The sequence below is a fragment of the Marinococcus halotolerans DSM 16375 genome (assembly GCF_000420725.1).
GTDB classification, from domain to species: domain Bacteria; phylum Bacillota; class Bacilli; order Bacillales; family Marinococcaceae; genus Marinococcus; species Marinococcus halotolerans.
In genome coordinates this window covers 1-22,905 of the sequence record NZ_ATVM01000029.1, presented here as the reverse complement: position 1 = coordinate 22,905, position 22,905 = coordinate 1, and the positions used below count along the sequence as shown (strand labels likewise).

Below are 22,905 nucleotides of genomic sequence, written 5' to 3'. Positions count from 1 at the left end.
GACAGCAGGGGGATAAATTCATAAAATATCAAGTATTGAATATCGGCGTACTTTGTTTATCGTTATGCACCCAGCAGACGCTTGACGAAAACGGGTGAGCGAAGCGTCAGAGTCGGAAACGCACTTGAGTGGCGTGTGCGCATCCCGCCGTTTGTTTCGTGGAATTTAAGCCTCTCGTCCCTGCTTTCCAGCTGGGAGAGAGGCTTTTTTTACAGATAAAATCAGTACAGATGCTCCAACTATTTAAAGGAGGAACGACAATCATGGCATATCCCCACCAACAGATAGAGCCCAAATGGCAGTCATACTGGGAGGAAAATGAAATCTTTGCCGTATCCAACAGAGATACCGGCGCCGCGAAATATTATGCACTGGATATGTTTCCCTACCCTTCCGGAGCCGGCCTGCACGTCGGTCATCCTGAGGGCTACACAGCAACAGACATCATATCAAGAATGAAACGCATGCAGGGCTACGATGTGCTGCATCCGATGGGATGGGATGCTTTTGGACTGCCGGCAGAGCAGTTCGCTCTCGATACCGGGAAAAATCCCCGGGAGTTCACTCAGGCAAACATTGCCAATTTCAAACGCCAGATTAAGGAACTGGGCTTTTCCTATGACTGGGCCAGAGAAATTAACACCACAGATTCCCACTACTACAAATGGACCCAGTGGATTTTTACAAAGCTGTATGAACACGGCCTTGCTTATATAGACGAAGTACCGGTTAATTGGTGCCCGGCACTTGGAACAGTTCTTGCCAATGAAGAAGTAATTGATGGAAAAAGCGAGCGCGGCGGCCATCCAGTGGAACGCCGGCCAATGAAGCAGTGGATGCTTAAGATTACAGCCTATGCCGATCGTCTGCTTGAAGACCTGGACGGCCTGGACTGGCCGGACAGCATTAAAGAAATGCAGCGAAACTGGATCGGCCGCTCAGAAGGAGCGGAGCTGACCTTTCATGTTGAAGGGAAGGAGCTTTCGTTTGACGTATTTACGACCCGTCCGGATACTTTGTTTGGAGCAACCTACTGCGTATTCGCCCCGGAGCATGAGTATGTAGGAGAAATTACTACGCCGGCACAAAAGGAAGCGGTGGAAAAGTATCAGCACGATGCAGCAATGAAAAGTGATCTTGAACGAACAGAGCTGCAGAAGGAGAAATCGGGCGTATTTACAGGCTCCTACGCCATCAACCCAGTGAACGGGGAAAGAATGCCGATCTGGATAGCTGATTACGTTCTCGCCACTTACGGCAGCGGGGCGATTATGGCCGTGCCAGCGCACGATGAGCGGGACTACGAATTCGCGAAAGCCTTTGATCTTCCGATTGTGGAGGTTGTTGAGGGCGGAGACACATCCAAAGAAGCGTATACGGAGGATGGTCCGCACGTACGGTCAGAGTTTTTGAATGGCTTATATAAAGATGAGGCTATTGGAAAAATGCTCGACTGGCTTGAAGAAAAAGATATCGGCCGGAAAAAAACAACCTATCGTCTGCGTGACTGGCTCTTCAGCCGCCAGCGGTACTGGGGGGAGCCGATTCCGGTTATACACTGGGAAGACGGCTCGATGACCACGCTTGCTAAAGAAGATCTGCCGCTCGAACTCCCGGAAATGGATGAGTTCCGCCCTTCAGGCACTGGCGAATCACCGCTTGCCACCAATACGGAATGGCTTGAGGTCACTGATCCAAAAACGGGCATGAAAGGCCGCCGGGAAACAAACACTATGCCGCAGTGGGCCGGAAGCTGCTGGTACTTCCTGCGTTTTGCTGATCCGGATAACAACGAAGAGCTTGCCTCCAAAGAAGCGCTCGAAAAATGGCTGCCGGTTGATTTGTATATCGGGGGGGCCGAGCACGCCGTGCTTCACCTGCTGTATGCGCGGTTTTGGCATAAGTTTTTGTATGACATTGGAGTTGTGCCTACAAAAGAGCCGTTCCAGCGGCTGTACAACCAGGGAATGATTCTCGGTGAAAACAATGAAAAAATGAGTAAATCAAAGGGCAACGTCGTGAACCCGGATGAAATTATCCGCACGCACGGGGCAGATACGCTGCGCCTGTACGAAATGTTCATGGGGCCGCTTGACGCCTCAATTGCATGGTCCAACAGCGGCCTGGATGGTGCCAGACGTTTCCTGGACCGGGTCTGGCGCTTGTTTGTAACCGATGAAGGCTCTCTGCGCCCGGAGATTCAGGAGGAAAAAGCATCGGAGTCATTTGCAAGAACGTATCATCAGACGGTGAAAAAGGTAACCGAAGAGTTCACGGAGCTGCGGTTTAACACCGGTATCAGTCAGCTGATGGTCTTCGTCAACGAAGCGAACAAGCAGGAGGTGCTCCCAAAACAGGAATTAAAAGGATTTCTTCAGCTGTTGAGCGCTATCGCGCCTCACCTGGCCGAAGAGCTGTGGAGCCGTCTTGGGGAAGAGCATTCGATTTCAAGAAGCAGCTGGCCGGTGCACGATGAACAGATGCTTATTGAAGAGGAAATTGAAATCATTATTCAGGTCAATGGCAAGCTGCGGGCAAAAGCCGTAGTGCCAAGAGATGCTGATGAAAAGGACCTTGAGTCGACAGCAATGGAACAGGAAAAAATTGTGCAGGAGCTTCAAGGAAAGACAGTGCGAAAAGTCATTGCCATTCCGGGAAAGCTTGTAAATATTGTAGCTAATTAAAAAAAGCTGGCCGCATAGCGGTCAGCTTTTTGAATAGGATGGGGGTGTTTCGGACTGGACAATTGGAAGCTCCGAGGCCGCTTTTCCTGCAGTATAGCCGGTGGAAAAGGCACAGGTGATATTAAAGCCGCCAGTGTATCCGTGGATATCTAAAATTTCCCCACAGAAGAATAATCCGCTTTTCAGCCTGGATTCAAGCCGCTTTGGAAACACTTCTTTGATGGACACACCGCCGCCGGTTACAAATGCTTCTTCAATGGAAAGCGTTCCATCTGCAGGGAAACGGAAGTCGGTAAACAAGAGAGCGAGGTTACGCAGTTTTTTATTTGCTGCCTCACCGATGGTCATCGTGCTGGAAATACCTGCTTCCTGCAGGAAAAAAAGCAGCAGCCGTTCCATGGTAAGCCCTTTGAGGGCATTTTTAACCGTTTTTGCTTCATGCGTCTTTTTCAGTGACACAAGCCGCTGAAACATAGATTCATGGTTCTCCTCGGGATAGAGGGAAAGCCCGAGCTCTATCTGTTCGGCTTTGTATTTTTTCAAAGCCTTCACCACATACTGGCTGCATCTCAGGCCGATCGGTCCGGAAACGCCAAAATGGGTGAAGATCATGTCCCCGGTATGGGTTTTAATAGCTTTGCCGCCCGGCCGGTAAACAGTCAGGGCGACGCCGGAAAGTGAAATTCCCTGAAGCGTGCGGTCCTGGATATAGGCAGCGGGAGAGGTGATAGGCACCTCTGTGGGATACAGCTCCGTAATTGTATGCCCGGCCGCTTCCGCCCAGGGATAGCCGTCCCCGGTGGAACCGGTTTTGGGTACGGACTTGCCTCCGGAGGCAATAATGATGCGGTCAGCCTGAAGGTAGGTGCCGTCTTCTAAATAAAGCCCCCGGACATGATCCTCGCTGTAGTCAATGGAAGCGACCGTGGTCTTGGTACGTGTATGCACTCCGAGGCGTTCCATCTCATTGAGCAGAGTATTTACAACAGTGACAGCTTTATCGTTTACAGGAAACATGCGTCCCATGTCTTCTTCCTTCAGGTCGATACCAAGGTTTTCGAAAAAGTGTATAATATTTTCATTGTCAAAGATGGAAAATGGGCTGTGCATAAATTTGCCATTGCCGGGAATGTGTTCGATGAGCTCTTTTCTTTCCATACGGTTAGTGACGTTACAGCGGCCGCCGCCGGAAATGGCAAGCTTTCTTCCAAGCTTGGAGCCCTTATCTATTAATGTGACACCGGCGCCGTGCTCTGCAGCAGCAACTGAGGCCATCAAGCCTGCAGGCCCGCCGCCGATAACAATGACGTTTGTCATTTATTTATTCTCTCCTTACGACTGCGAAGCATTACTCATGAAGATTAAAATACTTCGTGATCGGTTATAATAGCTGTATTGTATCATAAGAGAAAATTTATATTTACACAAGGATAAAGGAGGCGGCTGCAATGCTGCGAAAGCTTGAGGTATCTACAAATGAACATGCAGAAATGGTAGATGTTACCGAGAAGGTCCGTACGTATATAAAGGAGGAGGGCCTTGACCACGGAGCGGTGATCGTCTACTCACCGCATACGACGGCCGGCATTACTGTAAATGAAAACGCTGATCCGAATGTTCAGCATGATATGCTCATGCGTCTTGATGAAGTGTATCCCTGGGATCATGATAAATACCGGCATGCCGAAGGAAATTCTGCCTCTCACTTAAAAGCAAGTACAATGGGGACTCAGCAGACAATTATTGTAGAGCAGGGGGAGCTTGTGCTCGGTACATGGCAGGGGATCTATTTTTGTGAATTTGACGGTCCGCGAAAACGTACGTTTTATATTAAAGGATTAAGTGACGTATAATAAAAAGTACGCCCGTTTTTTCAGAGCGGGCGTTTTCTTTTGGCGGCGGTGTTAATTTTCTGGTAAAGGGACGCCAGAATGGAAAATAGTATGGTAAAATTCGCATAGAAAGCACAAGACGATTACACGATGGAGCTGAACATAAGAATGTCTGATTCAAAATTTTTGCGGGGAACGCTTCTTTTAAGCATAGCGACGTTTATTTCAAAGTTTTTAGGGATGATTTACATATTTCCTTTTGCGGCCATGGTTGGCCAGCAGGGAATCGCACTTTACCAATACGGCTACCAGCCGTACACATTAATGCTCAGCGTAGCTACGCTTGGGATACCGATGGCTATGTCAAAATTTGTATCCAAGTATAACGCGATGGGAGATTTTGAAACAGGCCGAAGGTTGTTTAAGTCGGGTCTTTTTTTTATGACTCTTACCGGGATCGCAGCGTTCCTTATTTTATTTTTCGGTGCTCCGCTTATCGTGAATTTAATATCGTTTGATTCGAGTGAAGCTTTTACGTCAGAGGATATTGTATTTACGATCCGCATGGTCAGTTTTGCTTTAATGATAATTCCAACGATGGCAATCATGAGAGGGTTTTTTCAGGGGCACCAGTCGATGGGTCCGACAGCGGTCTCCCAGGTTATTGAGCAGATTGTACGGATTGTATTCATTTTGGCGATGGCTTTGTTTATTCTGTATGCAGTCGATGGAAATCTTGGCACAGCTATTGGATTTGCTACGTTTGGTGCATTTGTCGGTGGGCTGGCAAGCATGGCCGTGCTGGTTTTTTACTGGAAAAAAAGACAGCGCTTTTTGCAGCAGGAGCAGGCACAAAGCACGGTTTCGAGTGACCTTCCGCTAACGAGCATGTACAGTGAGCTCATCCGGTACGCCCTGCCGCTCTCCCTTGTCGGCCTGGCGATTCCCTTGTTTCAGATGGTGGACATGTTTACCTTCACCCGGGCGCTGGAGCAGACCGGGGAATGGACGTCCGGTCAGATTCAGACCGCTTACGGCGCGTTTGCAGGGTCTTCGCATAAGCTGATCCTCATTCCTGTAGCGATAGCTACGGCCATGTCAATCACCCTTATTCCGACCATAACAAAATCCTTTACAGGTAATGACCAGGACCTGCTGCAGCGCCAGATTACGCAGACGTACCAGGTGATCTTATTTTTATCGGTGCCTGCTGCGGTCGGGCTGTCGCTGCTTGCGAGGCCCACCTTTGGCGTACTGTTTGGAACAGAATCACTGGAAATAGGCAGCTACGTACTGCAGCATTACGCATATGCGGCGATCGTTTTTTCCCTTTTCTCAGTAAGTGCGGCAGTGCTGCAGGGAATTAACCGCCAGAAATATGCCATTGCCTCCCTGCTGCTCGGTCTAATGGTGAAAATTATCAGTGCCTACGTTCTTCTTTTGCTTCTTGGGCCGGTCGGCGGAATTTACAGCACGATCATTGGATTTGCGTGTGGGGTAATATTTAACGCCTGGGCAATTGCGAAGTTTACCGGCTTCCATTTCGGAGGGGTCTCGCGCCGGGCAGGCACAGTAGTTCTTTTATCTGCCGTGATGGGCATTGGTGTCTTAATTACAAGAAACGGCATGGAGCTCTTATTTGCTGGCACCGGCTGGGTGGATCTATTTATGGTGGAAATTATCAGTGTCGGTGTCGGTGGTGTGCTGTTTATGGCTCTTGCCATGAAGAGCGGGCTGGCAGAAAAAGTGCTTGGAAAACGCTTTGCGGCGTAGCGAAAACTCCTGCTTTCTAATCTTTTGTTCAGGCAGGGTTGGTGATATAATTAATACACTTTATGGAAACGAGACAAACGCATCAAGCCGCCCGGAAACAGCGCGGCATTAGAGGTGAAACATGAAAACGTGGAGATATAAAGATTATGACTGGCTCTTGATCGGTGCGGTCGCGCTCTTAACATTATTTGGCATCATTATGGTGTACAGCGCAAGTTTTCCGCTCGGAATGAGGGCTTATGATGATGCGGCCTTTTTTCTTAAACGACAGATAATGTTTTTTATTATTGGAATAGGCGTGTTTGCTTTCATGATGCATGTGCCTTATGAAAAGTGGAAAAAAACAACGCCGTTATTGATAGGATTGTCTATTTTTTTACTTATGCTCGTACTTATAATAGGCAATGAAGTAAATGGAGCGAAAAGCTGGATCGGCTTTGGTCCGGTAAACATTCAGCCCGCAGAATTTGTAAAGTTGAGCTTGATTATTTATCTGGCCCAGGTTTATTCCCAGAAACAAAAGTATATTGATTCGTTTATGAAGGGAGTCATGCCCCCACTGGTCGTTGTTGCCGTGCTGCTTGGATTTATTGTAATGCAGCCTGACGTCGGGACAGCGGCAGCTCTGATGATGACAACAATCGTAATTGTCTTTTTGTCAGGAGCAAAGTTCCGGCATATGTTTATGCTCGGTGGAGTGGCTGCAGCGCTGTTTGCTTACATTGCGCTGACAGAGCCCTATCGTCTGGCCCGGCTTGTATCCTTTATGGACCCGTTTGCAAGTGAAGAAGCGGTCGGAGGAGGAAGCTTTCAGCTGATACAGGGCTACATTGCGATTGCCCACGGCGGGCTGTTCGGTGTGGGCCTGGGAGAGAGTGTGCAGAAAATGAATTACCTTCCTGAGGCGCATACAGACTTTATTATTCCAATTATCGCCGAAGAGCTTGGAATTTTTGGAGTTCTGCTTGTCGTAGGCCTGTTGGGTATTATCGCCTGGCGAGGTATAAAAATTGGGCTTAGTGCTAAAGGCCAGTTTGGCACTCTGCTCGCTTTTGGTATTGTTTTTCAGCTTCTCAGCCAGGCTGTCATTAATGCCGGAGCCGTAGCGGGCATGATGCCGATTACCGGTCTGCCATTTCCGCTTCTGAGCTACGGAGGCTCTTCCTTATTAATAACGCTGGCGATGCTTGGGCTTTTGGCAAACATTTCCAGAAACAATAACCGCCTTGCCCGGGTGCAGGATGAGGGCATCAACAAACCAACTTCCGCATAGTGTAAAGAGACGTTGTCAACAGCAGCGTCTCTTTTTCAGACCGTAAGACGTATACCCGCTTTAAGGTTTTAATACGAGAAGCATCGACATGTATTGGAGGCATAAAAATGTTAGTAGTGGGGTCCGGGAGGCTGGCAAAGCTTGTAGCAGTGAAAAGTGAGCCCTCGTCCGTCTCTGTGATGTACCGGGGCGGGGAAAAGTCCTGGATGAGGGAAACAAAAAAACAGATTTCACGGGTGGATGAACTGGAGCTTCCCCGTTATCCCTATATATTTTTAGCGCTGCCGCCGGCAGGTGTTGAAGATTTTATTTACTGGAACGGGCCGTATCTGGCTGAAGGAACTGTGGTATACATTCCGGCAACGTCTCTCTACACAGAGCAGGTGGAAGTGCCTGCCCATGTGCGTAAGGCTGCTGCCAAATTTGCAGGGCACGCCGAAGAAGCCGCAGCCTGCGGGAAAGAAAATGTCTTTGTCGTTAACAGCTCCAGAAGCAGTGAGCGCAAATATCTCCAAAGCTGGCTGGGAAGTGCATTTACAGTCATAGAGGGAAGCGAGCAGGAGGTGGAAACGGCAAATAAGGCAGCGGTGGAAGAGACGATGCGGATGATAGTAAATCTTGAAAAACGGCTGCAGGAGCAGCACGTATCTAAAACTGTCCAGGAGGCTGTTCTCCGCCAGATTCCAGCGGGAGTTATTAGAGCGCATATGAACGGAACGCACGGGGAGTTTGCTGCGGCAATTCTCGAACAGATGGAAAGAGGTGATCGGCATGAGGATGGATAAATTACTGGCGGAATTAGGCTATGGAACTCGCAAGGAAGTAAAAAAAATGCTGAAAAAAGGAGGCGTTTTTGTTGATGGGGAGCCGGTAAACAACGGGGCAGTCCAGGTGGATCCTGAAGAGCAGCGGGTCAGCGTTTTTGGTGAGGATATTCACTACACGGAATTTGTTTATTTTCTGATGCATAAACCGGCAGGGGTCATCAGTGCCACAGAAGACAGTGTTCATGATACGGTTCTCGATATTTTAGAACAGGAGGATGCAATAAGAGAACCCTTTCCAGTGGGCCGTCTTGATATTGACACGGAAGGATTGCTTCTGTTGACTAACGACGGCAAGCTTAACCATTTTCTTACGTCACCGAAGCATGGGGTTGTAAAAATATACCGGGCGGTACTCGAACAGCCGATAGAAGAAAAGAATATTGAACATTTCAAAAAGGGTGTAAAGCTTGATGACGGCTATGTTTGTAAGCCCGCTGTTCTGAGGAGAGTGCCCGATACACACCGGGAAGTATATGTGGAAGTAACAGAAGGAAAATTTCATCAGGTGAAACGGATGTTTGAGGCGGTAGGCAATGAAGTCGTTTATTTAAAAAGAGAATCATTCGGCCGGCTGTCGCTCGACGAGGATTTACTGCCAGGGGAGTACCGGGAGTTAAATGACGATGAAATTCAGCTGCTCCGGGACAGCGTCGGGGAAAAGTCAGAGGAAGCAGGCAGCGATGAGCTGTAGACTGCTGAGTGCAGACCTGGGAACGACATCTTTAAAAGTAATGATACTGCACGGCAACGGCGAGGTGGAAGGCAGTGTATCAGAGCCTGTCCATACATACACCGACGGAATGAGTCACGAGCAGAAGCCCTCAGAATGGTGGCAGAGCTTTAGAAAAGCTTGCAGCACTCTGCAGAGCAGGGGAATCAGCCTGGACGTTGATGGAGTCGTATGCACCGGACAGATGGAGGATTTTATCCCTTTTAAAGACGGAAGAGCAGAAACGGCAGTTCTTTATTCTGACACCAGAGGAAGCAGAGGATTAGCAAAAAGGCATTTGCCGCCGGACGTTGTAACAGCATTTACGGGAAATGACTGGAAAGCAACGACGCCTTTAATGAAGTGGCTGGCAGATGAACTCCCGGAGCGTTGGGATCAGGTACTCTTTGGTTCTAAAGACTATTTAATTTACCGCTTAACGGGCGTCTCAGTCTGTGATCCGGTAAATGGCACGGTGACAGGAATGATGAATATACATACAAGAGCCTGGGAAGAAAAGCTTTGGAAGGGGAGCGGAATTTCCCGGCATCAGCTTCCCCGTCTTTTGGAGCCCGAAGAGACAGCGGGCTGTATTTTAAAGGAGGCTGCCAGCCAGACGGGAATACCTGCTGGAACCCCCGTCTACTGCGGCCTTGGGGACGGAGGTGCAGTGACTCTTGCCGCCAGTGCTCATGCAGGTAATGACGAAGGCTATGCGTACGCAGGAACGACAGGCTGGACGGCGGTTCCTGCCAATACACTGACCCTATCAGAAGAAGGCAGTGTGTTTCATCTGGCTGCGCCTCAGCAAGGTCGGTTTATTAAAATTATGCCCCTGCTCAATATGGGAAATGTTCATCAATGGGCGGTGCATACGTGGTGCGGAGGCGACTTCGAAGCTTTTGAAAAGCTGACGGCCGAACCGGCTTCTGTGCCCGGGTCGCTCTTGTTTATCCCATATTTAAATGGTGAAAGAAACCCGGTGATTGATGAGAAAGCCAGGGGCGCATTCATCGGCATCGACGGCCAGGTGACGCAGGGGCATATGGCGAGGGCGGTGCTTGAAGGTCTGGCTTTTTCTTTAAAGCAAACCTTTATTCAGGCGGGCATTACTTCCTCCACGCTTTTTCTTATTGGAGGTGGCACAAAAAGCAGAGCCTTCCGACAGACAGTGGCAGATGTGTTTCAATGCAGCGTGCGGGTAAGTGCTGAGCAGGAGCGCCTGGCTTCATTTGGAGCAGCTGCATCCGGCTTTAAAGCTGTTCATAAATGCTCGTGGAAGGAGGCAGCTCGGTCCGTGCAGAGTGTAGACAAAGAAGACATTATCGTTGCTCCAGACCTATCGAAAAAAGAAGAATTAGAGCGGAAGGAACGCCTTTTTATCGAAGCAGCAGGAAGAATGCGGGGGCTTTTTGATATGTGAAAAAGCGCCGGGAGTTTAACTCCGGCGCCGCGCACAGATATAATCATTTCAGGAAGCTTTTACCTTTCGGGCAGTCGTCGTCCAGGCCCCTCTTGAAGGGCTGCTGACCAATTCATTGTATACGAGCACGTTCAGGTCACGCTGAATAGTGCGCTGTGTAATTCCGAATTCGTCAACCAATTCCCCGGTGGTCACCGTTCCTCTCTTTTTAATATAGAGATAGATAGACTTAATACGGGTTATCATTCGGTCGGTGGACGTTCTCAAAAAACCACTCCTTAGCCAATGAATTTATGGCACTTGAAGACATGCCCGGGACTGCGCACGTGAGTAGGAATTATATTTGATGGCTTCGGCTGTTTCTGCGTCAGCTGCCCTATAGGAATTTCAGAAAAGAAATTCAGCAGCGTGTAGGATGAGAGTATTCAAAATATTTTGTAAGCGTCCCTGTAATTAATAGTTTATACTATTTATTTATATATCGCAAAATTTTTATTGAAAAACTACTCAATTCATCCGCAAATGAAAATAAAAAACGAATGAAAATTCTATCATAAAGTAATATTGTACGTATTCGTGCTAAAAATGCAGAATGATTGATGAAAATACCTGCTTTATTTCACAGAAAAGCAAATGTAAAAATTATGTAAAAAAAGACGCCTATTTGTGTAAAGGCGCCTTGAGAAAAGATTTTTTATTCGTCGAACCGGAAAAGATCAGTGGATAAATACCGTTCGCCCGTATCGCAGGCAATGGCAACTACCACCTGATCCGGGGACATCTGTTTGGCTGTTTCCATGGCAGCAAAGCAGGCAGCACCTGAAGAAGGGCCGACTAAAATGCCTTCCTGGCCTGCAAGAGCTCTTGTAGTTTTATAGGCATCCTCGTCGGTGATTTTGTAAATATGGTCGTATATATCCTGATTCAAAATCGGCGGTATAAACCCTGGACTGGTGCCGACGAGCTTATGGGGGCCAGGTTTTCCGCCGGAAAGAACCGGGGACCCAAACGGTTCCACGACGTGAATTTGAATGTCGGGGTACAGCTCTTTTAATTTTTCCCCGGTGCCTGTTACAGTGCCTCCGGTGCCGGAGGCGGCGACGAAACCAGCCAGCGGTTTACCGATTTCCTTCATCGCTTCTTCAATTTCAAGTGCCGTGCTTTCCCGGTGGGCATCCGAGTTGGCTTCGTTTTCAAACTGCATAGGCATGAAGCTGTCAGCTATTGTCTCTACAAGCTCATGAGCCCTGGAAATAGCTCCGGGCATTTTTTTATCACCCGGCGTGAGTTCCACCTCTGCTCCGTAAGCCTTCAGCAGGTTAATCCTTTCCTGGGACATTGTGTCCGGCATAACCAGTATTGCCCGGTAGCCCCGGGCAGCAGCGTTCATAGCAAGGCCAATACCGGTGTTTCCTGAAGTAGGTTCTATAATAGTGGTATTTTCATTGATCTTTCCTTCTTCTTCAGCCTGCTTCAGCATATTTTTTGCAGCCCGGTCCTTTACGCTGCCGCTGGGGTTTTGAAATTCAAGCTTCAAGTATACGTCCGCTCCTTCGGCATCCGGAAGACGGTTTAATTTAACCAAAGGCGTACTGCCAACTAGTTCTGACATATTATTTGCTACACGCATGACTGTTACACATCCTTTTTCTATCATTCATTCGTATATTCTAACATATTTAAAACTCTTATTCGTTCATAACAGCTTTAAGGCAAGGAAGGGAGAGAAAACAATGGATAATCATTATTTTCTGGGTCTGCCGGTTCCAAAGGAGGCAAGATCCGTTTGGGCAGACTGGGTTTCACAGGTGAAAAATGATCTTCCTTTTAAGCAGTGGGTGCACCCGCAGGATTTTCATATTACGCTCCACTTTTTTGGGAAGCTTTCCCCGGAGCAGGTGGATACTATCGAAAAAAAGATGAATGAAGTGACATTAACGTACCAGCCCACGCTCCGCCTCGATGGCGTGGACTCCTTTGGTCCAAAAGGACGGGAGAGTGTTCTGTATACAAGGGTACATGCAGAAGAGGGCCTGTTTTCTTTATATGAAGAATGGAAAGTTCAATTGAATGAGATGGGAATGAAGACCGAGCAGCGCCCGTACCGCCCTCATATGACTCTGGCAAAAAAACGGATAAAGGAGGACGCGCTTGCGTGGCCTGCCGTTCCGCTTCCGGAAGCAATATTTTTTCAGGCTGCTCATCTGCATCTTTATCGCATTCATCCAGGACGGAGTGTAAAATATGAAACAGTGCACTGGGCGAAATTGACTGAATAAAAGAGGGGAACATATGCGTTTAGTTAGAATTGTCATCCATATAGTAGTTTTGTATGTATTTTACTGGACAGGCACCTGGATCCAGGATGTGCTGCAGCTTCCGATCCCGGGGAGTATTATCGGCATGCTGCTTTTGCTGGCGGTGTTTGTTTTTACGGCGGCAACTCCAAAGTGGCTTCAGGACGGGTCCGGGCTGCTGCTTGGGAATATGCCGCTGCTGTTTTTGCCGGTGACTGCCGGACTGGTGGTGCACGGAGAACTGTTTTCACTGCTTGGAGCCGGGCTAATAACCGCTGTGTTTATCAGTACGCTTCTTGTGATGGGAACAGGTTCATGGGTGACTCAGTACTTATTGAAAAGAGGAGAGAGATATCGTGGGTGAATGGTGGACAGCAGCAGCGGCCATTGCTGGAACGATAGCAGTATACGCTGCTTCTAAAAGGGCGTACCGTGGGCTTCCCGTTCCACTGATGCTTCCAATCGTTACCGGCACCATTTTTATCATATTATTTTTACTGGTTTCCGGTATTCCGTACAGTGTCTACATGAACGGCGGACAGTGGATAGAGTCACTGCTCGGACCGGCAGTGGTGGCGCTGGCCTGTCCGCTTTATGAACAGCGGCACCTGTTAAAACGGTATCTGCTTCCAATTCTAAGCGGTATTGGAACAGGGGCAGTTATAGGGGTTGTTTCCGGGCTTGCGTTTACAGCGGCAGCTGGCGCGTCTAAAGAATGGACGGCAGCGGTGCTGCCTAAATCGGTAACAACTCCGGTAGCAATGGATATCACAACGACACTGGGCGGCGATGCTCCTTTAGCGGCAATGTTTGTGATGGTGGCGGGTATTGGCGGAGTGGTGGTTCACGCAAGGGTGATGAATGTAGTTGGCGTGACTGATCCGGTCGCAAAGGGGATAGGTATGGGCAGCGCAGCTCATGCCATAGGAACGGCCAAGTCGCTTGAAAACAGTGAAACGGAAGGAGCGGTCAGCTCGGTAGCTATGACAGTCAGCGCTGTTATTGTTGCCTTTCTGGCTCCGCTCGCAGGAAATTTATTCCTTTAACGTGAATAATGCGCAGTCAATGACGATATTATAATAAAAGCGGAATTCCGCAGCTTTTTGCGCAGACACCGTGAAATGCTGCGACGGGGGAGAAGGGAGAGTTGAATGGCTCAGTTAATAAAAATGAAAGATTACGCTTCGCGTTATGAACATCATTTTCTTCATCAAAACGCAGAATTTTTATCTGCGAAGCAGGCCTACTGGCAGCGAATGAAAACAGACTGGATGATCGCAAACAAATCGGGCCCGAAGGCACCGGAGGATGAACCGCTGGAGAAAAACAGCCGGATGGGAAAAGCAGTGAACCGATTAAAGTGGTGGAAGCATGAAGAGGAAGAAGAGGTGGAAATAACCGAGAGTGATGCCTATTTATTCTTTAAAGGGAAGACGCTCGAAGAACTAAAGGATATTTTTTACGATAACTGGTTTTTAATTCAATTGGAATGGGCTTCCTCCACCATCTCTGAAATTTCGATGATGGATCCAAAATTAAAATATGACTATCGTCTGCGTACCCTGCTCCGGGAGCTTCCCGATACGTATTTTGTTATGTATTATCCGGTATTTCATACAAAGCAGACAACGATGGAAGGTGCCATTACCATCATCGGCCCTGTCGGAATAGACGTTATACACATTTTAGAAGGCACGATGTACAGTGTATTCGAGCCGGCAGACAGCAGGTTCTGGAAGGAGTATGTAAACCAGAAGCAGCATACTTTTGTGAGTCCGGTGCTTGCATTAAAAAGAACAATGAACGTAGTAGAAGCTGTATTAAAACAAGCGGGGACAACCTTCCCCGCTCAGGCGACGGTTGTTTCTCCCGCTTCGATCATTGATAACCGTGAAATTTTATATGCCCATACAGCAGACAAACGCGAATACAAACGGTGGATGGAAAAGCGCATCACCAACCCGTCCCCGGTGAAAAACCGGCAGCTGTTTTCTGCGGAAGCGCTTATGGAGCAGACGGCCACCGTTTCTGTACTCCGAAGCGAAATCTACTCTCCGGACGGATACGGCGAATAATGAGTACTATAGAAAAACAATCGTTTTATTGTCATCAACAATAACGCGATCTTCTGCATGCCAGGTAACGGCTCTTGCCAGCGCAATTTTTTCAGCATTGCGTCCGGTGATTTTTAAATCGTTAGCATTGTACTGGTGGTTAACCCGAAGCACGTCCTGCTCAATAATCGGTCCTTCATCCAGATCGTTGGTCACGTAATGGGCAGTAGCACCGATTAGCTTCACCCCACGCTCGAAAGCCTGTCTGTAAGGATTTGCTCCGATAAAAGCCGGGAGAAATGAGTGATGGATATTAATGATTTTTGCCGGGTAGTGGGCGACAAAATCCGGCGACAGTATCTGCATATACCGGGCCAGGACGAGAAAATCAATCGGATACTGCTCAAGCGTACGCAGTATTTTATTTTCAGCTTCCGGCTTGGCGTCTTTTTCTATCGGTATGTGATAAAAAGGAATTTCATAGCTTTCCACCACATTTTTCAGCGTCGTATGGTTACTGATAACGCAGCTGATATGAATAGGCAGTTCTCCCGAACGCCATCTCCACAATAATTCTGTTAAACAATGGTCTTCCTTTGAGATGAAAATCGCCACACTCTTTTTGCGGTCTTCGCGCTCTAAAGACCATTCCATGTCGAAATGCTCAGCAATAGGAAGAAATTCTTCTTTTACCTGATGAAATTTGTCCGGGTACGGAGAGATGGAGAAAACAACTCTCATAAAAAAACGCCCGCCTTCCGGATCATTTGTATGCTGGGCAGAATGAATAATATTAGCACCGTGCTGGTGCAGAAAATCAGATATAGCGGCTACGATCCCCGGCTGGTCCGGGCAGGTAATCAAAAGCCGGCCATTACCGAACGAGCGGTCTGACATAGTAAAGTCCTCCTTCAAATAAACAGTTGCTCTGTAATAATGAACGGAATTACTATACCACTCTGAATGATGGAAAAAAAGGGGAAGTTACGAAGATGGACGAAATGAAGATACTCGGAAACATAGGAGCTGAGAGGTCGGTCACAAGTATTTTGGTCGATTGACTTATAAATTCAATGTTTGCTATTATTAAGAACGATTCGCTGTAATAATAAAATGAAAACAGAAACACTTTTACCCGCACGAGAATTAGAGGAGATCATTTCATAGAGGGTATTTTATACATACAATTAAATAAAACAAAATGAGCATTGAAACAAAATATTGTTAAAAAGGATCGGCTATGAAATATTCAGACCACTATGATAGATCGAAGGTGAAAGTATTGGAACTGCTGATGGGAGACGGATGGACGATTGAACCAGCCGGTGGCTCTTCAGGAGAAGCGTACCTCGCGCGTGCCGGGGAACAAGTGTTATTTCTGAAAAGAAATTCTTCTCCATTTCTTGCTGTGCTTTCGGCAGAAGGAATAGTGCCTAAATTGCTTTGGACAAAGCGCCAGGCTAACGGTGACGTAATTACCGCTCAGCGCTGGGTTGACGGCCGTGAATTAACAGGAGGTGACATGGATAATACGCGGGTGGCCCAGCTGTTATCCAAAATTCATTCGTCGAGCGAACTGCTGGATATGTTTATGAGAATAGGGAACCACGCCCGCACGCCGGAAGCAACAATCGCTGTGTTAAGAGAGCAGCAGGAGCAGCTTCCCTATATTACGACTTCAATGTCAGATGCTCTCGAAGAACTTGCAGGGACCTCCGGCGAAGTCCAGCCTCCCCGTCTCGTTGTCTGTCACGGTGATATGAACCATAATAATTGGATGTTTGATGCCAATGGAGATTTGTATTTAGTGGACTGGGATAATGCCACAGTCAGCGATCCAGCACTTGACCTGGCTCTGATTTTGTATGAATACATTCCAAAAGAAGAATGGGACGGCTGGCTGCAGGGATACGGTCTTCCTTTAACTTCCCATTTACAGCGGCGAATGCGCTGGCAGATTATCAGCCACCTGCTTGATCACGCCCAGCAGGCAATGCTTACGAACCGGATAAAAGAAGCAGAGTTTTATAAAAAACAGCTTGAAGCAGTATTGGACCGGGACTCATTGCAAATATAAAAATCCGCTGGAACGTCACTGCGTTTTCAGCGGATTTTGTATGTTAAATAGCTAGTTATTATATGAAGAAAGAGGGAACAGTACGATGAGACTCCGTCATAAACCGTGGGCTCACGAGTTTTTACAGGAACACCCGGAACTGGTGGTCACAGAAGCGGAACAGGTAAAGAAAAATTGGAAAAAAAGATTTGGAAATGACCAGCCTATCCATTTAGAAGTAGGTACAGGCAAAGGGAAATACTTAAGCGACAACAGTATCAAGCATCCGGATATTAATTTTATCGGGATGGAAATGTACGAAAGTGTTCTTGCGACAGGGGTGCAGCGTGCTTTATTCAAGCAGCCGGAGAACCTTGCTTTTATTCATGGGGATGTGCGCTATTTAATGGAATATTTTGAGCCTTCCTCAGTGGAAACTCTTTATATTAACTTTACCGATCCATGGCCGAAAAAGCGCCATGAAAAAAGACGGCTGACGCATCCTGATTTTTTAGAATTATATAAGCAGGTGCTGGTGCCCGGGGGAACAATACAGATGAAGACTGATAATCAGGGACTGTTTGAATATTCTCTTTCTTCCCTTTCCACATTCGGTTTTACTCTGAGGAAAGTGCGTCTTCATCTCCATGAAAGTGAAGAAGCAAAAGGAAATGTGATGACAGAATACGAAGAGAAATTTTACGCGAAGGGAGAGCCTATTTACTTTACAGAAGCGGTAAGACCGTAACGTATGCGATAGGCGCTTTCTTTTACGAAAAGGAGGCACTGCTGTCATGAATCAGTTAACCATCGGTAATTATACAATTACATGGCTTGAAGGCGGAGTGACCAACATGGATGGGGGCGCTGTGTTCGGGGTAGTTCCAAAACCCCTCTGGTCCAAAAAATATCCGGTAAATGATAACAATCAGGTGCCGATGCCCACAGACCCGCTGCTTATTCAGGGAGAGGGCAGAAACATACTGGTTGATGCAGGTCTTGGAAACGGCCGGCTCAGCAAAAAGCAGCAGCGGAATTACGGCGTGACAGAAGAGTCAAATGTCGAGCAGAGCCTCAGAGAGATGAATCTTTACGCCTCGGATATTGACGCTGTATTGATGACGCATATGCACTTTGACCATGCCTCGGGCCTTGCCCGCGAAGAACAGGGGCAGAGCGTACCGGTGTTTCGAAATGCTGTCATTCATGTATCGGAAACGGAGTGGCAGGAAATGAAAAATCCAAACATCCGTTCAGAAAACACATACTGGGAAAAGAACTGGAAGCCGGTGGCCCACCAGGTGGAGACGTTTGAATCAGAGCTGCAGCTTACCGAAAATATACGGATGGTTCATACAGGCGGCCACAGCGCTGGAATGAGCATTATCCTGATTGAAGATGAAAGCAGCACGCTGATCCACATGGCGGATAATATGCCCACGCACGCGCACCAGAATGTTCTCTGGGTGACGGCTTATGATGACTATCCGATGGATTCTGTGTACATGAAAGAACACTACATGAGCTGGGGCTGTCAGCGTCACGCATGGTTTACGTTCTACCACGATGAACTGTACCGGGCGTTAAAGTTTAACCCATCAGGAGAAGTAGTTGAAGCAGTGCCCCGGGAAAAGCTGAATGGCAGCTGATAACACTTATATAAATTCAGGCACGTCTCTAAAAATGAGGCGTGCTTTTTTCGTTCTGAAATGCGTGACGGTTTCAAAAAACAAAATGTCATTTTCAATCAAAAAATAAAAATAATTGATTGTTTTTGAATAAAATTGATTGATTATGATCAAGTAAGCGTGTACAATGAAGTTAATCAAACAAGCAGACGCAGAAAACAATCAAAACTTTCGCAGATGCCTGTTGCTTTTATGGCGGAACCGGAAAGGAGAGAGAAGAGGATGCTTCACACGGAGCGCAGGGAAACGATCATCGAGATTTTAAAAACTAAAGATACTGCCTCCATTCATGAGCTGGTGGAATTAACCGGCGCTTCAGAAGCAACGGTTCGAAGAGACTTATCCAAGCTAGAGTCTGATGAGCAGATTAAACGGATCCACGGAGGAGCTTCTCTCTCCCGCCGCCGCCGAAATGAACCAACCATCGCAGAAAAGAGCAGCGTGAACCAATGGGAAAAGAAAAAAATTGCAGAAGCTGCAGCATCCCTGCTTGAACCTGGCGAGTGCCTTTTTTTAGACGCCGGGACGACAACCCTGGAGATGATTCCTTATTTGGTGGACCGGGATCTTGTCGTAGTAACCAATGGTATTCCACATGTACCACTTTTGCTTGAAAGAGGCATTGAAACGTACGTGATCGGGGGGAAAGGCAAGCAGGGAACAGGTGCCCTGGTGGGAATTAAAGCTATAGAGGCACTGAAGGAATTTTGTTTTGATGCCTGTTTTCTCGGCATTAACGGCGTGCATCCTGTTCACGGGTATACAACCCCGGATCCGGATGAAGCAGTAGTTAAGCGGACAGCGCTCGAGCTTGCGGAAAGAAGCTATGTGCTGGCAGATCACTCGAAGATTGGTTCCATCACGTTTGCAAACATTGGTGAACTTGCTTTAGCGGAAGTGATTACGTCGGACAGGCTGCGGGACGATGAACGGACAAACTTGAAGAAATACACAGATGTGAAGGTCGTGAGTACATGATATATACAGTAACGCTGAACCCGGCGATCGATTATGTAGTAGAGCTCGAAGAGTTTATTCCGGGGAGCATCCACCGCTCGAAAAATGATTTGAAATATCCGGGGGGCAAAGGCATTAACGTTTCGAGAGTGCTGCAAAGACTCGGACAACAGTCAACGGCGCTCGGTTTTGTAGGCGGATTTACCGGCCGTTATATCGAAGAAACACTGGAAAAAGAAAAGATCCAAACAGATTTTGTGCAGGTGGAAGAGGATACAAGAATCAATGTCAAAATCCGCGGCGGCCAGGAATCAGAAATTAATGGAGCTTCCCCGGGTGTCTCGCGCGAAGACGTGGAAGCGCTGTACCAGAAGCTGGATGTTCTCACAGAGGAAGATGAATTAATACTCGCGGGAAGCGTTCCTTCTTCTCTCCCTCACAGCATCTATCTGGCCATGATGGAACGGGTGAAAAACAAAGGAGTCCGGGTGTATCTGGACACGAGCGGTGAAGCGCTCGGAGAGGCATTGAAAGGCCGCCCTTATTTCGTTAAGCCGAACCATCTTGAACTGGCAGAATTGTACGAAGTGGAAGTAAGCAGTGTGGAAGACGCTGCGGTGTATGGCCGAAAGCTTCTGGAGGATTTTGATATTGAGCACGTGGTGATCTCGATGGCAGGAGAAGGAGCGGTATATATTAATAAATCACAAACCCTCCATGCCTCCGTGCCAAAACGGAAAGCCGTGAATTCCGTCGGGGCAGGGGACTCCCTGGTGGCTGGATTTGCTGCCGGAATTACGGAACGTCTGGCTCCGGATCAGGTGCTGAACAAAGCAGTAGCTTCCGGAAGCGCTACCGCATTTTCGGAAACATTCTGTACGAAAGAAGAAGTAGAAGAGCTAAGTCAGAAAATAACTATTCGTTCGCTGGAGAGCGAAGAAACCAATCAAGCTTAAAGGGGTGAGCAGAATGAAAATTACAGATCTATTAAAAAGAGATACCGTGCTGCTGTCGCTGTCTTCGACAGACAAAGCCGGAGTGATTGATGAACTGGTAAACAAGCTTGACACTGCCGGTCGTTTAAATGACCGACAGGCTTTTAAGGAAGCGATCGAAAAAAGGGAATCAGAGAGCTCCACCGGTATTGGTGAAGGCATTGCCATTCCCCACGCAAAAACAAGTGCTGTGGATACGCCGGCCATTGCATTCGGACGTTCTCAAAAAGGTGCGGATTATGAATCACTGGACGGTCAGCCGGCACATCTGTTTTTCATGATTGCAGCGACAGAAGGAGCGAATGAAGCACACTTAACTACGCTTTCCCGTTTGTCTACGCTGTTAATGGATGAAAACTTCCGCCAGGATCTCTTGAATGCAGAATCCGAAGACGAGATCATGGCGGCTGTGGACGCAAAAGAAAGAGACAAGCTTGGAAGCGATGAGGCAGAAGAAACAGAAGCTTCTTCAGCCCAGGCTGCCGAAGACAGCAGCACGCCGAGAATTCTTGCAGTAACCGGCTGCCCGACTGGTATAGCCCACACGTATATGGCAGCAGACGCGCTTAAAGATAAGGCTAAGGAGCTCGGTGTCTCCATTAAAGTGGAAACGAACGGCTCCGGTGGGGTTAAAAACCGTCTCACCTCTGAGGAAATCGCAAATGCGGAAGCGATTATCGTAGCTTCCGATACAAAAATTGAAATGGAACGCTTCGATGGCAAACCGCTTTTATCCACGAAGGTTACGGATGGAATCCGTAAACCGGAACAGTTAATTAACCAGGCTGTAAACGGAGAATTTTCGAAATACCGTGGCTCTGGCAGAAGCTCTTCTTCGGATAATGAACCGGCTTCCACCGGCGGTGGAGGCGGTGCAAGAGCAGTTGGTAATGCTATTTACCGCCACCTGATGAACGGGGTTTCGAACATGCTGCCATTTGTTATTGGCGGCGGAATTCTTATCGCTCTTTCATTCTTCTGGGGGATTAACTCAGCGGACCCGGAAAGTGACCAGTTTAATGGATTTGCCCAGGCCTTGAACGCGATTGGCGGCCAGTATGCGTTTGGATTATTCGTAGCAGTACTTGCCGGCTTTATCGGCATGAGCATCGCAGATCGTCCTGGTTTCATGCCTGCAATGGTCGGCGGTTTTATGGCCACACAGGGTATCCCGGGGTCTGAAGACGCAACAGCTGGTTTCCTTGGCGGTATTATTGCCGGTTTTCTTGGCGGGTATGTAGCTCTCGGCGTGAAAAAAGCACTGTCAGGGCTCCCGCAGGTGCTTGATGGTATTAAAACGATTTTGTTTTATCCAGTCATTAATATTCTAATCACTGGTCTCTTGATGTACTACGTGTTTATTACACCAATTGCATTTCTTAACACTGCCCTGCAGGACTGGATCACCGGGCTTGGTACAAGCAACTTAGTGCTGCTTGGAATTCTGCTTGGCGGCATGATGGCAATCGATATGGGCGGACCGTTCAACAAAGCGGCCTTCACTGTTGGTGTAGCATTAATCGGACAGGGTATTTATGCCCCGCACGCAGCTGTAATGGCTGGCGGGATGGTGCCGCCGCTTGGTATCGCCCTTGCGGTTACGTTCTTTAAGAACCGTTTTCCGCAGGAGCAGCGTTCAGCCGGGTATACAAACTATGCCCTTGGGTCGTTCTTCATTACTGAAGGTGCTATTCCATTTGCAGCCTCGGATCCGCTCCGGGTTATTCCTTCCATCGTTACTGGTTCTGCAGTAGCAGGCGGTTTGGCCATGCTGTTCAACGTAGAACTGCTTGCGCCGCACGGAGGATTCCTCGTGTTCTTCCTGAACGCTGTACAGGGTGGCGGAGTGTTCCTATACTTCCTGGCGATTTTGATCGGCTCGCTTGTAACGATGATTATGCTGGCTATTCTGAAGAAGCCGCTGGAGCAGCCGAAAAACGAGGTACAGGATTACAAGGACTCCAAAGAGAAAAAAGAAGCATCGTAATTAATACAAAAGACAGGCTGCTACTGAACTGACCCCCGTCAAGTAGACAATGAAAATAAGTAAAACTCTTAAGCGGCTTGATTCCGGTATTCTATCGGGGTCAAGCCGTTTAAATGTTCCTGGTATCGCTGGTGGTTGTAAAACCCGATATAGCGGCGAATCGCGTCCACCAGGTCCTCATAGGTGGCATAAAACGAGTCCGGCAGATAGTATTCCTCGCATTTCAGCGTGCCAAAAAACCCTTCCATGGGCCCGTTGTCCAGACATCGGGACACCCGCGACATGCTGTGATCCAAGCCGTGGGCCTCTACGATGGCTTTAAAGCCGCGCGAGGTGTACTGGAAGCCCCG

Annotated in this window: 22 protein-coding genes; 17 read left to right on the top strand and 5 right to left on the bottom strand. The window is 48.0% G+C overall.

Translation table 11 applies throughout. The annotated features are described in order from the left end of the window. Positions 1 to 263 precede the first annotated feature (263 nt). Complete coding sequence (gene leuS / locus G548_RS0115265; protein ID WP_022795020.1) at positions 264 to 2,684, top strand: leucine--tRNA ligase; 2,421 nt, start codon at positions 264 to 266, stop codon at positions 2,682 to 2,684. A 21-nt stretch (positions 2,685 to 2,705) separates the two neighbouring features. Here leuS and G548_RS0115260 read toward each other — a convergent pair whose 3' ends face one another. Beyond that, a complete protein-coding gene (locus G548_RS0115260) occupies positions 2,706 to 4,001 on the bottom strand; it encodes a BaiN/RdsA family NAD(P)/FAD-dependent oxidoreductase (protein ID WP_022795019.1) in 1,296 nt (431 codons plus the stop codon). 131 nt (positions 4,002 to 4,132) lie between these two features. Between G548_RS0115260 and G548_RS0115255 the strand changes: the two genes are divergently transcribed. The 6 genes from G548_RS0115255 to G548_RS18435 all read left to right on the top strand — a co-directional run bounded on the left by G548_RS0115255 (position 4,133) and on the right by G548_RS18435 (position 10,521). Continuing rightward, positions 4,133 to 4,537, top strand: a complete 405-nt coding sequence (locus G548_RS0115255) for a secondary thiamine-phosphate synthase enzyme YjbQ (protein WP_022795018.1) — start codon at positions 4,133 to 4,135, stop codon at positions 4,535 to 4,537. A 147-nt stretch (positions 4,538 to 4,684) separates the two neighbouring features. Further along, positions 4,685 to 6,289 (top strand): putative polysaccharide biosynthesis protein, encoded by a 1,605-nt coding sequence (locus G548_RS0115250; protein WP_027847469.1) that lies wholly within the window; start codon positions 4,685 to 4,687, stop codon positions 6,287 to 6,289. Positions 6,290 to 6,410: 121 nt separating this feature from the next. After that, positions 6,411 to 7,562 carry a putative lipid II flippase FtsW gene (gene ftsW, locus G548_RS0115245; RefSeq protein WP_022795016.1) on the top strand — a complete coding sequence of 384 codons (1,152 nt, stop codon included), beginning with the start codon at positions 6,411 to 6,413 and terminating at the stop codon, positions 7,560 to 7,562. A gap of 107 nt (positions 7,563 to 7,669) precedes the next feature. Next, positions 7,670 to 8,347 (top strand): hypothetical protein, encoded by a 678-nt coding sequence (locus G548_RS0115240; RefSeq protein ID WP_022795015.1) that lies wholly within the window; start codon positions 7,670 to 7,672, stop codon positions 8,345 to 8,347. Continuing rightward, complete coding sequence (locus tag G548_RS0115235; protein ID WP_022795014.1) at positions 8,334 to 9,080, top strand: pseudouridine synthase; 747 nt, start codon at positions 8,334 to 8,336, stop codon at positions 9,078 to 9,080. Before G548_RS0115240 ends, G548_RS0115235 begins: the two co-directional genes overlap by 14 nt. Beyond that, positions 9,070 to 10,521, top strand: coding sequence for a xylulokinase (locus tag G548_RS18435; RefSeq protein WP_022795013.1), 1,452 nt, complete (start codon positions 9,070 to 9,072; stop codon positions 10,519 to 10,521). Before G548_RS0115235 ends, G548_RS18435 begins: the two co-directional genes overlap by 11 nt. Before the next feature lie 48 nt (positions 10,522 to 10,569). Here the strand turns inward: G548_RS18435 and G548_RS0115225 are convergent, their stop codons facing one another. Together G548_RS0115225 and cysK are read right to left on the bottom strand one after the other, a co-directional pair. Further along, complete coding sequence (locus G548_RS0115225) at positions 10,570 to 10,788, bottom strand: DeoR family transcriptional regulator (protein WP_022795012.1); 219 nt, start codon at positions 10,786 to 10,788, stop codon at positions 10,570 to 10,572. A 427-nt stretch (positions 10,789 to 11,215) separates the two neighbouring features. Next, a complete protein-coding gene (cysK, locus tag G548_RS0115220; protein WP_022795011.1) occupies positions 11,216 to 12,151 on the bottom strand; it encodes a cysteine synthase A in 936 nt (311 codons plus the stop codon). 103 nt (positions 12,152 to 12,254) lie between these two features. Between cysK and thpR the strand changes: the two genes are divergently transcribed. The 4 genes from thpR (at position 12,255) to G548_RS0115200 (ending at position 14,893) form a co-directional block, all read left to right on the top strand. Beyond that, positions 12,255 to 12,800 carry an RNA 2',3'-cyclic phosphodiesterase gene (thpR, locus tag G548_RS0115215; protein WP_022795010.1) on the top strand — a complete coding sequence of 182 codons (546 nt, stop codon included), beginning with the start codon at positions 12,255 to 12,257 and terminating at the stop codon, positions 12,798 to 12,800. 13 nt (positions 12,801 to 12,813) lie between these two features. After that, on the top strand, positions 12,814 to 13,182 hold the full coding sequence (locus G548_RS0115210) for a CidA/LrgA family protein (RefSeq protein WP_022795009.1): 369 nt from the start codon (positions 12,814 to 12,816) through the stop codon (positions 13,180 to 13,182). Then, positions 13,175 to 13,864: an LrgB family protein gene (locus G548_RS0115205; RefSeq protein ID WP_022795008.1), complete on the top strand. Its 690-nt coding sequence runs from the start codon at positions 13,175 to 13,177 to the stop codon at positions 13,862 to 13,864. The genes G548_RS0115210 and G548_RS0115205 overlap by 8 nt, the downstream gene beginning before the upstream one ends. Positions 13,865 to 13,969: 105 nt before the next feature. Beyond that, the gene (locus tag G548_RS0115200) at positions 13,970 to 14,893 is read left to right on the top strand and encodes a hypothetical protein (protein WP_022795007.1); all 924 of its coding nucleotides are present in this window, start codon (positions 13,970 to 13,972) and stop codon (positions 14,891 to 14,893) included. 6 nt (positions 14,894 to 14,899) lie between these two features. Here the strand turns inward: G548_RS0115200 and purU are convergent, their stop codons facing one another. Next, complete coding sequence (gene purU, locus G548_RS0115195) at positions 14,900 to 15,769, bottom strand: formyltetrahydrofolate deformylase (protein ID WP_022795006.1); 870 nt, start codon at positions 15,767 to 15,769, stop codon at positions 14,900 to 14,902. 343 nt (positions 15,770 to 16,112) lie between these two features. On the opposite strand from purU, the gene G548_RS0115190 reads away from it, so the two are divergent. The 6 genes from G548_RS0115190 to G548_RS18430 all read left to right on the top strand — a co-directional run bounded on the left by G548_RS0115190 (position 16,113) and on the right by G548_RS18430 (position 22,555). After that, positions 16,113 to 16,949 (top strand): phosphotransferase family protein, encoded by an 837-nt coding sequence (locus G548_RS0115190; RefSeq protein WP_022795005.1) that lies wholly within the window; start codon positions 16,113 to 16,115, stop codon positions 16,947 to 16,949. Positions 16,950 to 17,034: 85 nt separating this feature from the next. After that, positions 17,035 to 17,676 carry a tRNA (guanosine(46)-N7)-methyltransferase TrmB gene (gene trmB, locus G548_RS0115185; protein WP_022795004.1) on the top strand — a complete coding sequence of 214 codons (642 nt, stop codon included), beginning with the start codon at positions 17,035 to 17,037 and terminating at the stop codon, positions 17,674 to 17,676. 46 nt (positions 17,677 to 17,722) lie between these two features. Then, entirely contained in the window at positions 17,723 to 18,577 is an 855-nt protein-coding gene (locus tag G548_RS0115180) for a YtnP family quorum-quenching lactonase (protein WP_022795003.1), read from the top strand. Between the two features lie 261 nt (positions 18,578 to 18,838). Beyond that, positions 18,839 to 19,594 carry a DeoR/GlpR family DNA-binding transcription regulator gene (locus G548_RS0115175; RefSeq protein ID WP_022795002.1) on the top strand — a complete coding sequence of 252 codons (756 nt, stop codon included), beginning with the start codon at positions 18,839 to 18,841 and terminating at the stop codon, positions 19,592 to 19,594. Continuing rightward, a complete protein-coding gene (gene pfkB, locus G548_RS0115170; RefSeq protein ID WP_022795001.1) occupies positions 19,591 to 20,529 on the top strand; it encodes a 1-phosphofructokinase in 939 nt (312 codons plus the stop codon). Before G548_RS0115175 ends, pfkB begins: the two co-directional genes overlap by 4 nt. Positions 20,530 to 20,542: 13 nt before the next feature. Continuing rightward, positions 20,543 to 22,555 carry a PTS fructose transporter subunit IIABC gene (locus G548_RS18430; protein WP_022795000.1) on the top strand — a complete coding sequence of 671 codons (2,013 nt, stop codon included), beginning with the start codon at positions 20,543 to 20,545 and terminating at the stop codon, positions 22,553 to 22,555. Between the two features lie 68 nt (positions 22,556 to 22,623). On the opposite strand, the gene G548_RS0115160 is transcribed toward G548_RS18430, so the two are convergent. Beyond that, positions 22,624 to 22,905: IS3 family transposase (locus G548_RS0115160; protein WP_022794999.1), on the bottom strand; the 282-nt coding region annotated here is incomplete at its 5' end.

What these genes read in the sequence shown, in the direction of transcription:
- ftsW (WP_022795016.1), top strand. Translation starts at nt 6,411, where the DNA reads ATGAAAACGTGGAGATATAAAGATTATGACTGGCTCTTGATCGGTGCG.
- G548_RS0115260 (WP_022795019.1), bottom strand. Translation starts at nt 4,001, where the DNA reads ATGACAAACGTCATTGTTATCGGCGGCGGGCCTGCAGGCTTGATGGCC.
- thpR (WP_022795010.1), top strand. Translation starts at nt 12,255, where the DNA reads ATGGATAATCATTATTTTCTGGGTCTGCCGGTTCCAAAGGAGGCAAGA.
- G548_RS0115250 (WP_027847469.1), top strand. Translation starts at nt 4,685, where the DNA reads ATGTCTGATTCAAAATTTTTGCGGGGAACGCTTCTTTTAAGCATAGCG.
- purU (WP_022795006.1), bottom strand. Translation starts at nt 15,769, where the DNA reads ATGTCAGACCGCTCGTTCGGTAATGGCCGGCTTTTGATTACCTGCCCG.
- G548_RS18430 (WP_022795000.1), top strand. Translation starts at nt 20,543, where the DNA reads ATGAAAATTACAGATCTATTAAAAAGAGATACCGTGCTGCTGTCGCTG.
- pfkB (WP_022795001.1), top strand. Translation starts at nt 19,591, where the DNA reads ATGATATATACAGTAACGCTGAACCCGGCGATCGATTATGTAGTAGAG.
- G548_RS0115175 (WP_022795002.1), top strand. Translation starts at nt 18,839, where the DNA reads ATGCTTCACACGGAGCGCAGGGAAACGATCATCGAGATTTTAAAAACT.
- G548_RS0115235 (WP_022795014.1), top strand. Translation starts at nt 8,334, where the DNA reads ATGAGGATGGATAAATTACTGGCGGAATTAGGCTATGGAACTCGCAAG.
- G548_RS0115200 (WP_022795007.1), top strand. Translation starts at nt 13,970, where the DNA reads ATGGCTCAGTTAATAAAAATGAAAGATTACGCTTCGCGTTATGAACAT.
- cysK (WP_022795011.1), bottom strand. Translation starts at nt 12,151, where the DNA reads ATGCGTGTAGCAAATAATATGTCAGAACTAGTTGGCAGTACGCCTTTG.
- G548_RS18435 (WP_022795013.1), top strand. Translation starts at nt 9,070, where the DNA reads ATGAGCTGTAGACTGCTGAGTGCAGACCTGGGAACGACATCTTTAAAA.
- leuS (WP_022795020.1), top strand. Translation starts at nt 264, where the DNA reads ATGGCATATCCCCACCAACAGATAGAGCCCAAATGGCAGTCATACTGG.
- G548_RS0115255 (WP_022795018.1), top strand. Translation starts at nt 4,133, where the DNA reads ATGCTGCGAAAGCTTGAGGTATCTACAAATGAACATGCAGAAATGGTA.
- G548_RS0115210 (WP_022795009.1), top strand. Translation starts at nt 12,814, where the DNA reads ATGCGTTTAGTTAGAATTGTCATCCATATAGTAGTTTTGTATGTATTT.
- G548_RS0115240 (WP_022795015.1), top strand. Translation starts at nt 7,670, where the DNA reads ATGTTAGTAGTGGGGTCCGGGAGGCTGGCAAAGCTTGTAGCAGTGAAA.
- G548_RS0115190 (WP_022795005.1), top strand. Translation starts at nt 16,113, where the DNA reads ATGAAATATTCAGACCACTATGATAGATCGAAGGTGAAAGTATTGGAA.
- trmB (WP_022795004.1), top strand. Translation starts at nt 17,035, where the DNA reads ATGAGACTCCGTCATAAACCGTGGGCTCACGAGTTTTTACAGGAACAC.
- G548_RS0115180 (WP_022795003.1), top strand. Translation starts at nt 17,723, where the DNA reads ATGAATCAGTTAACCATCGGTAATTATACAATTACATGGCTTGAAGGC.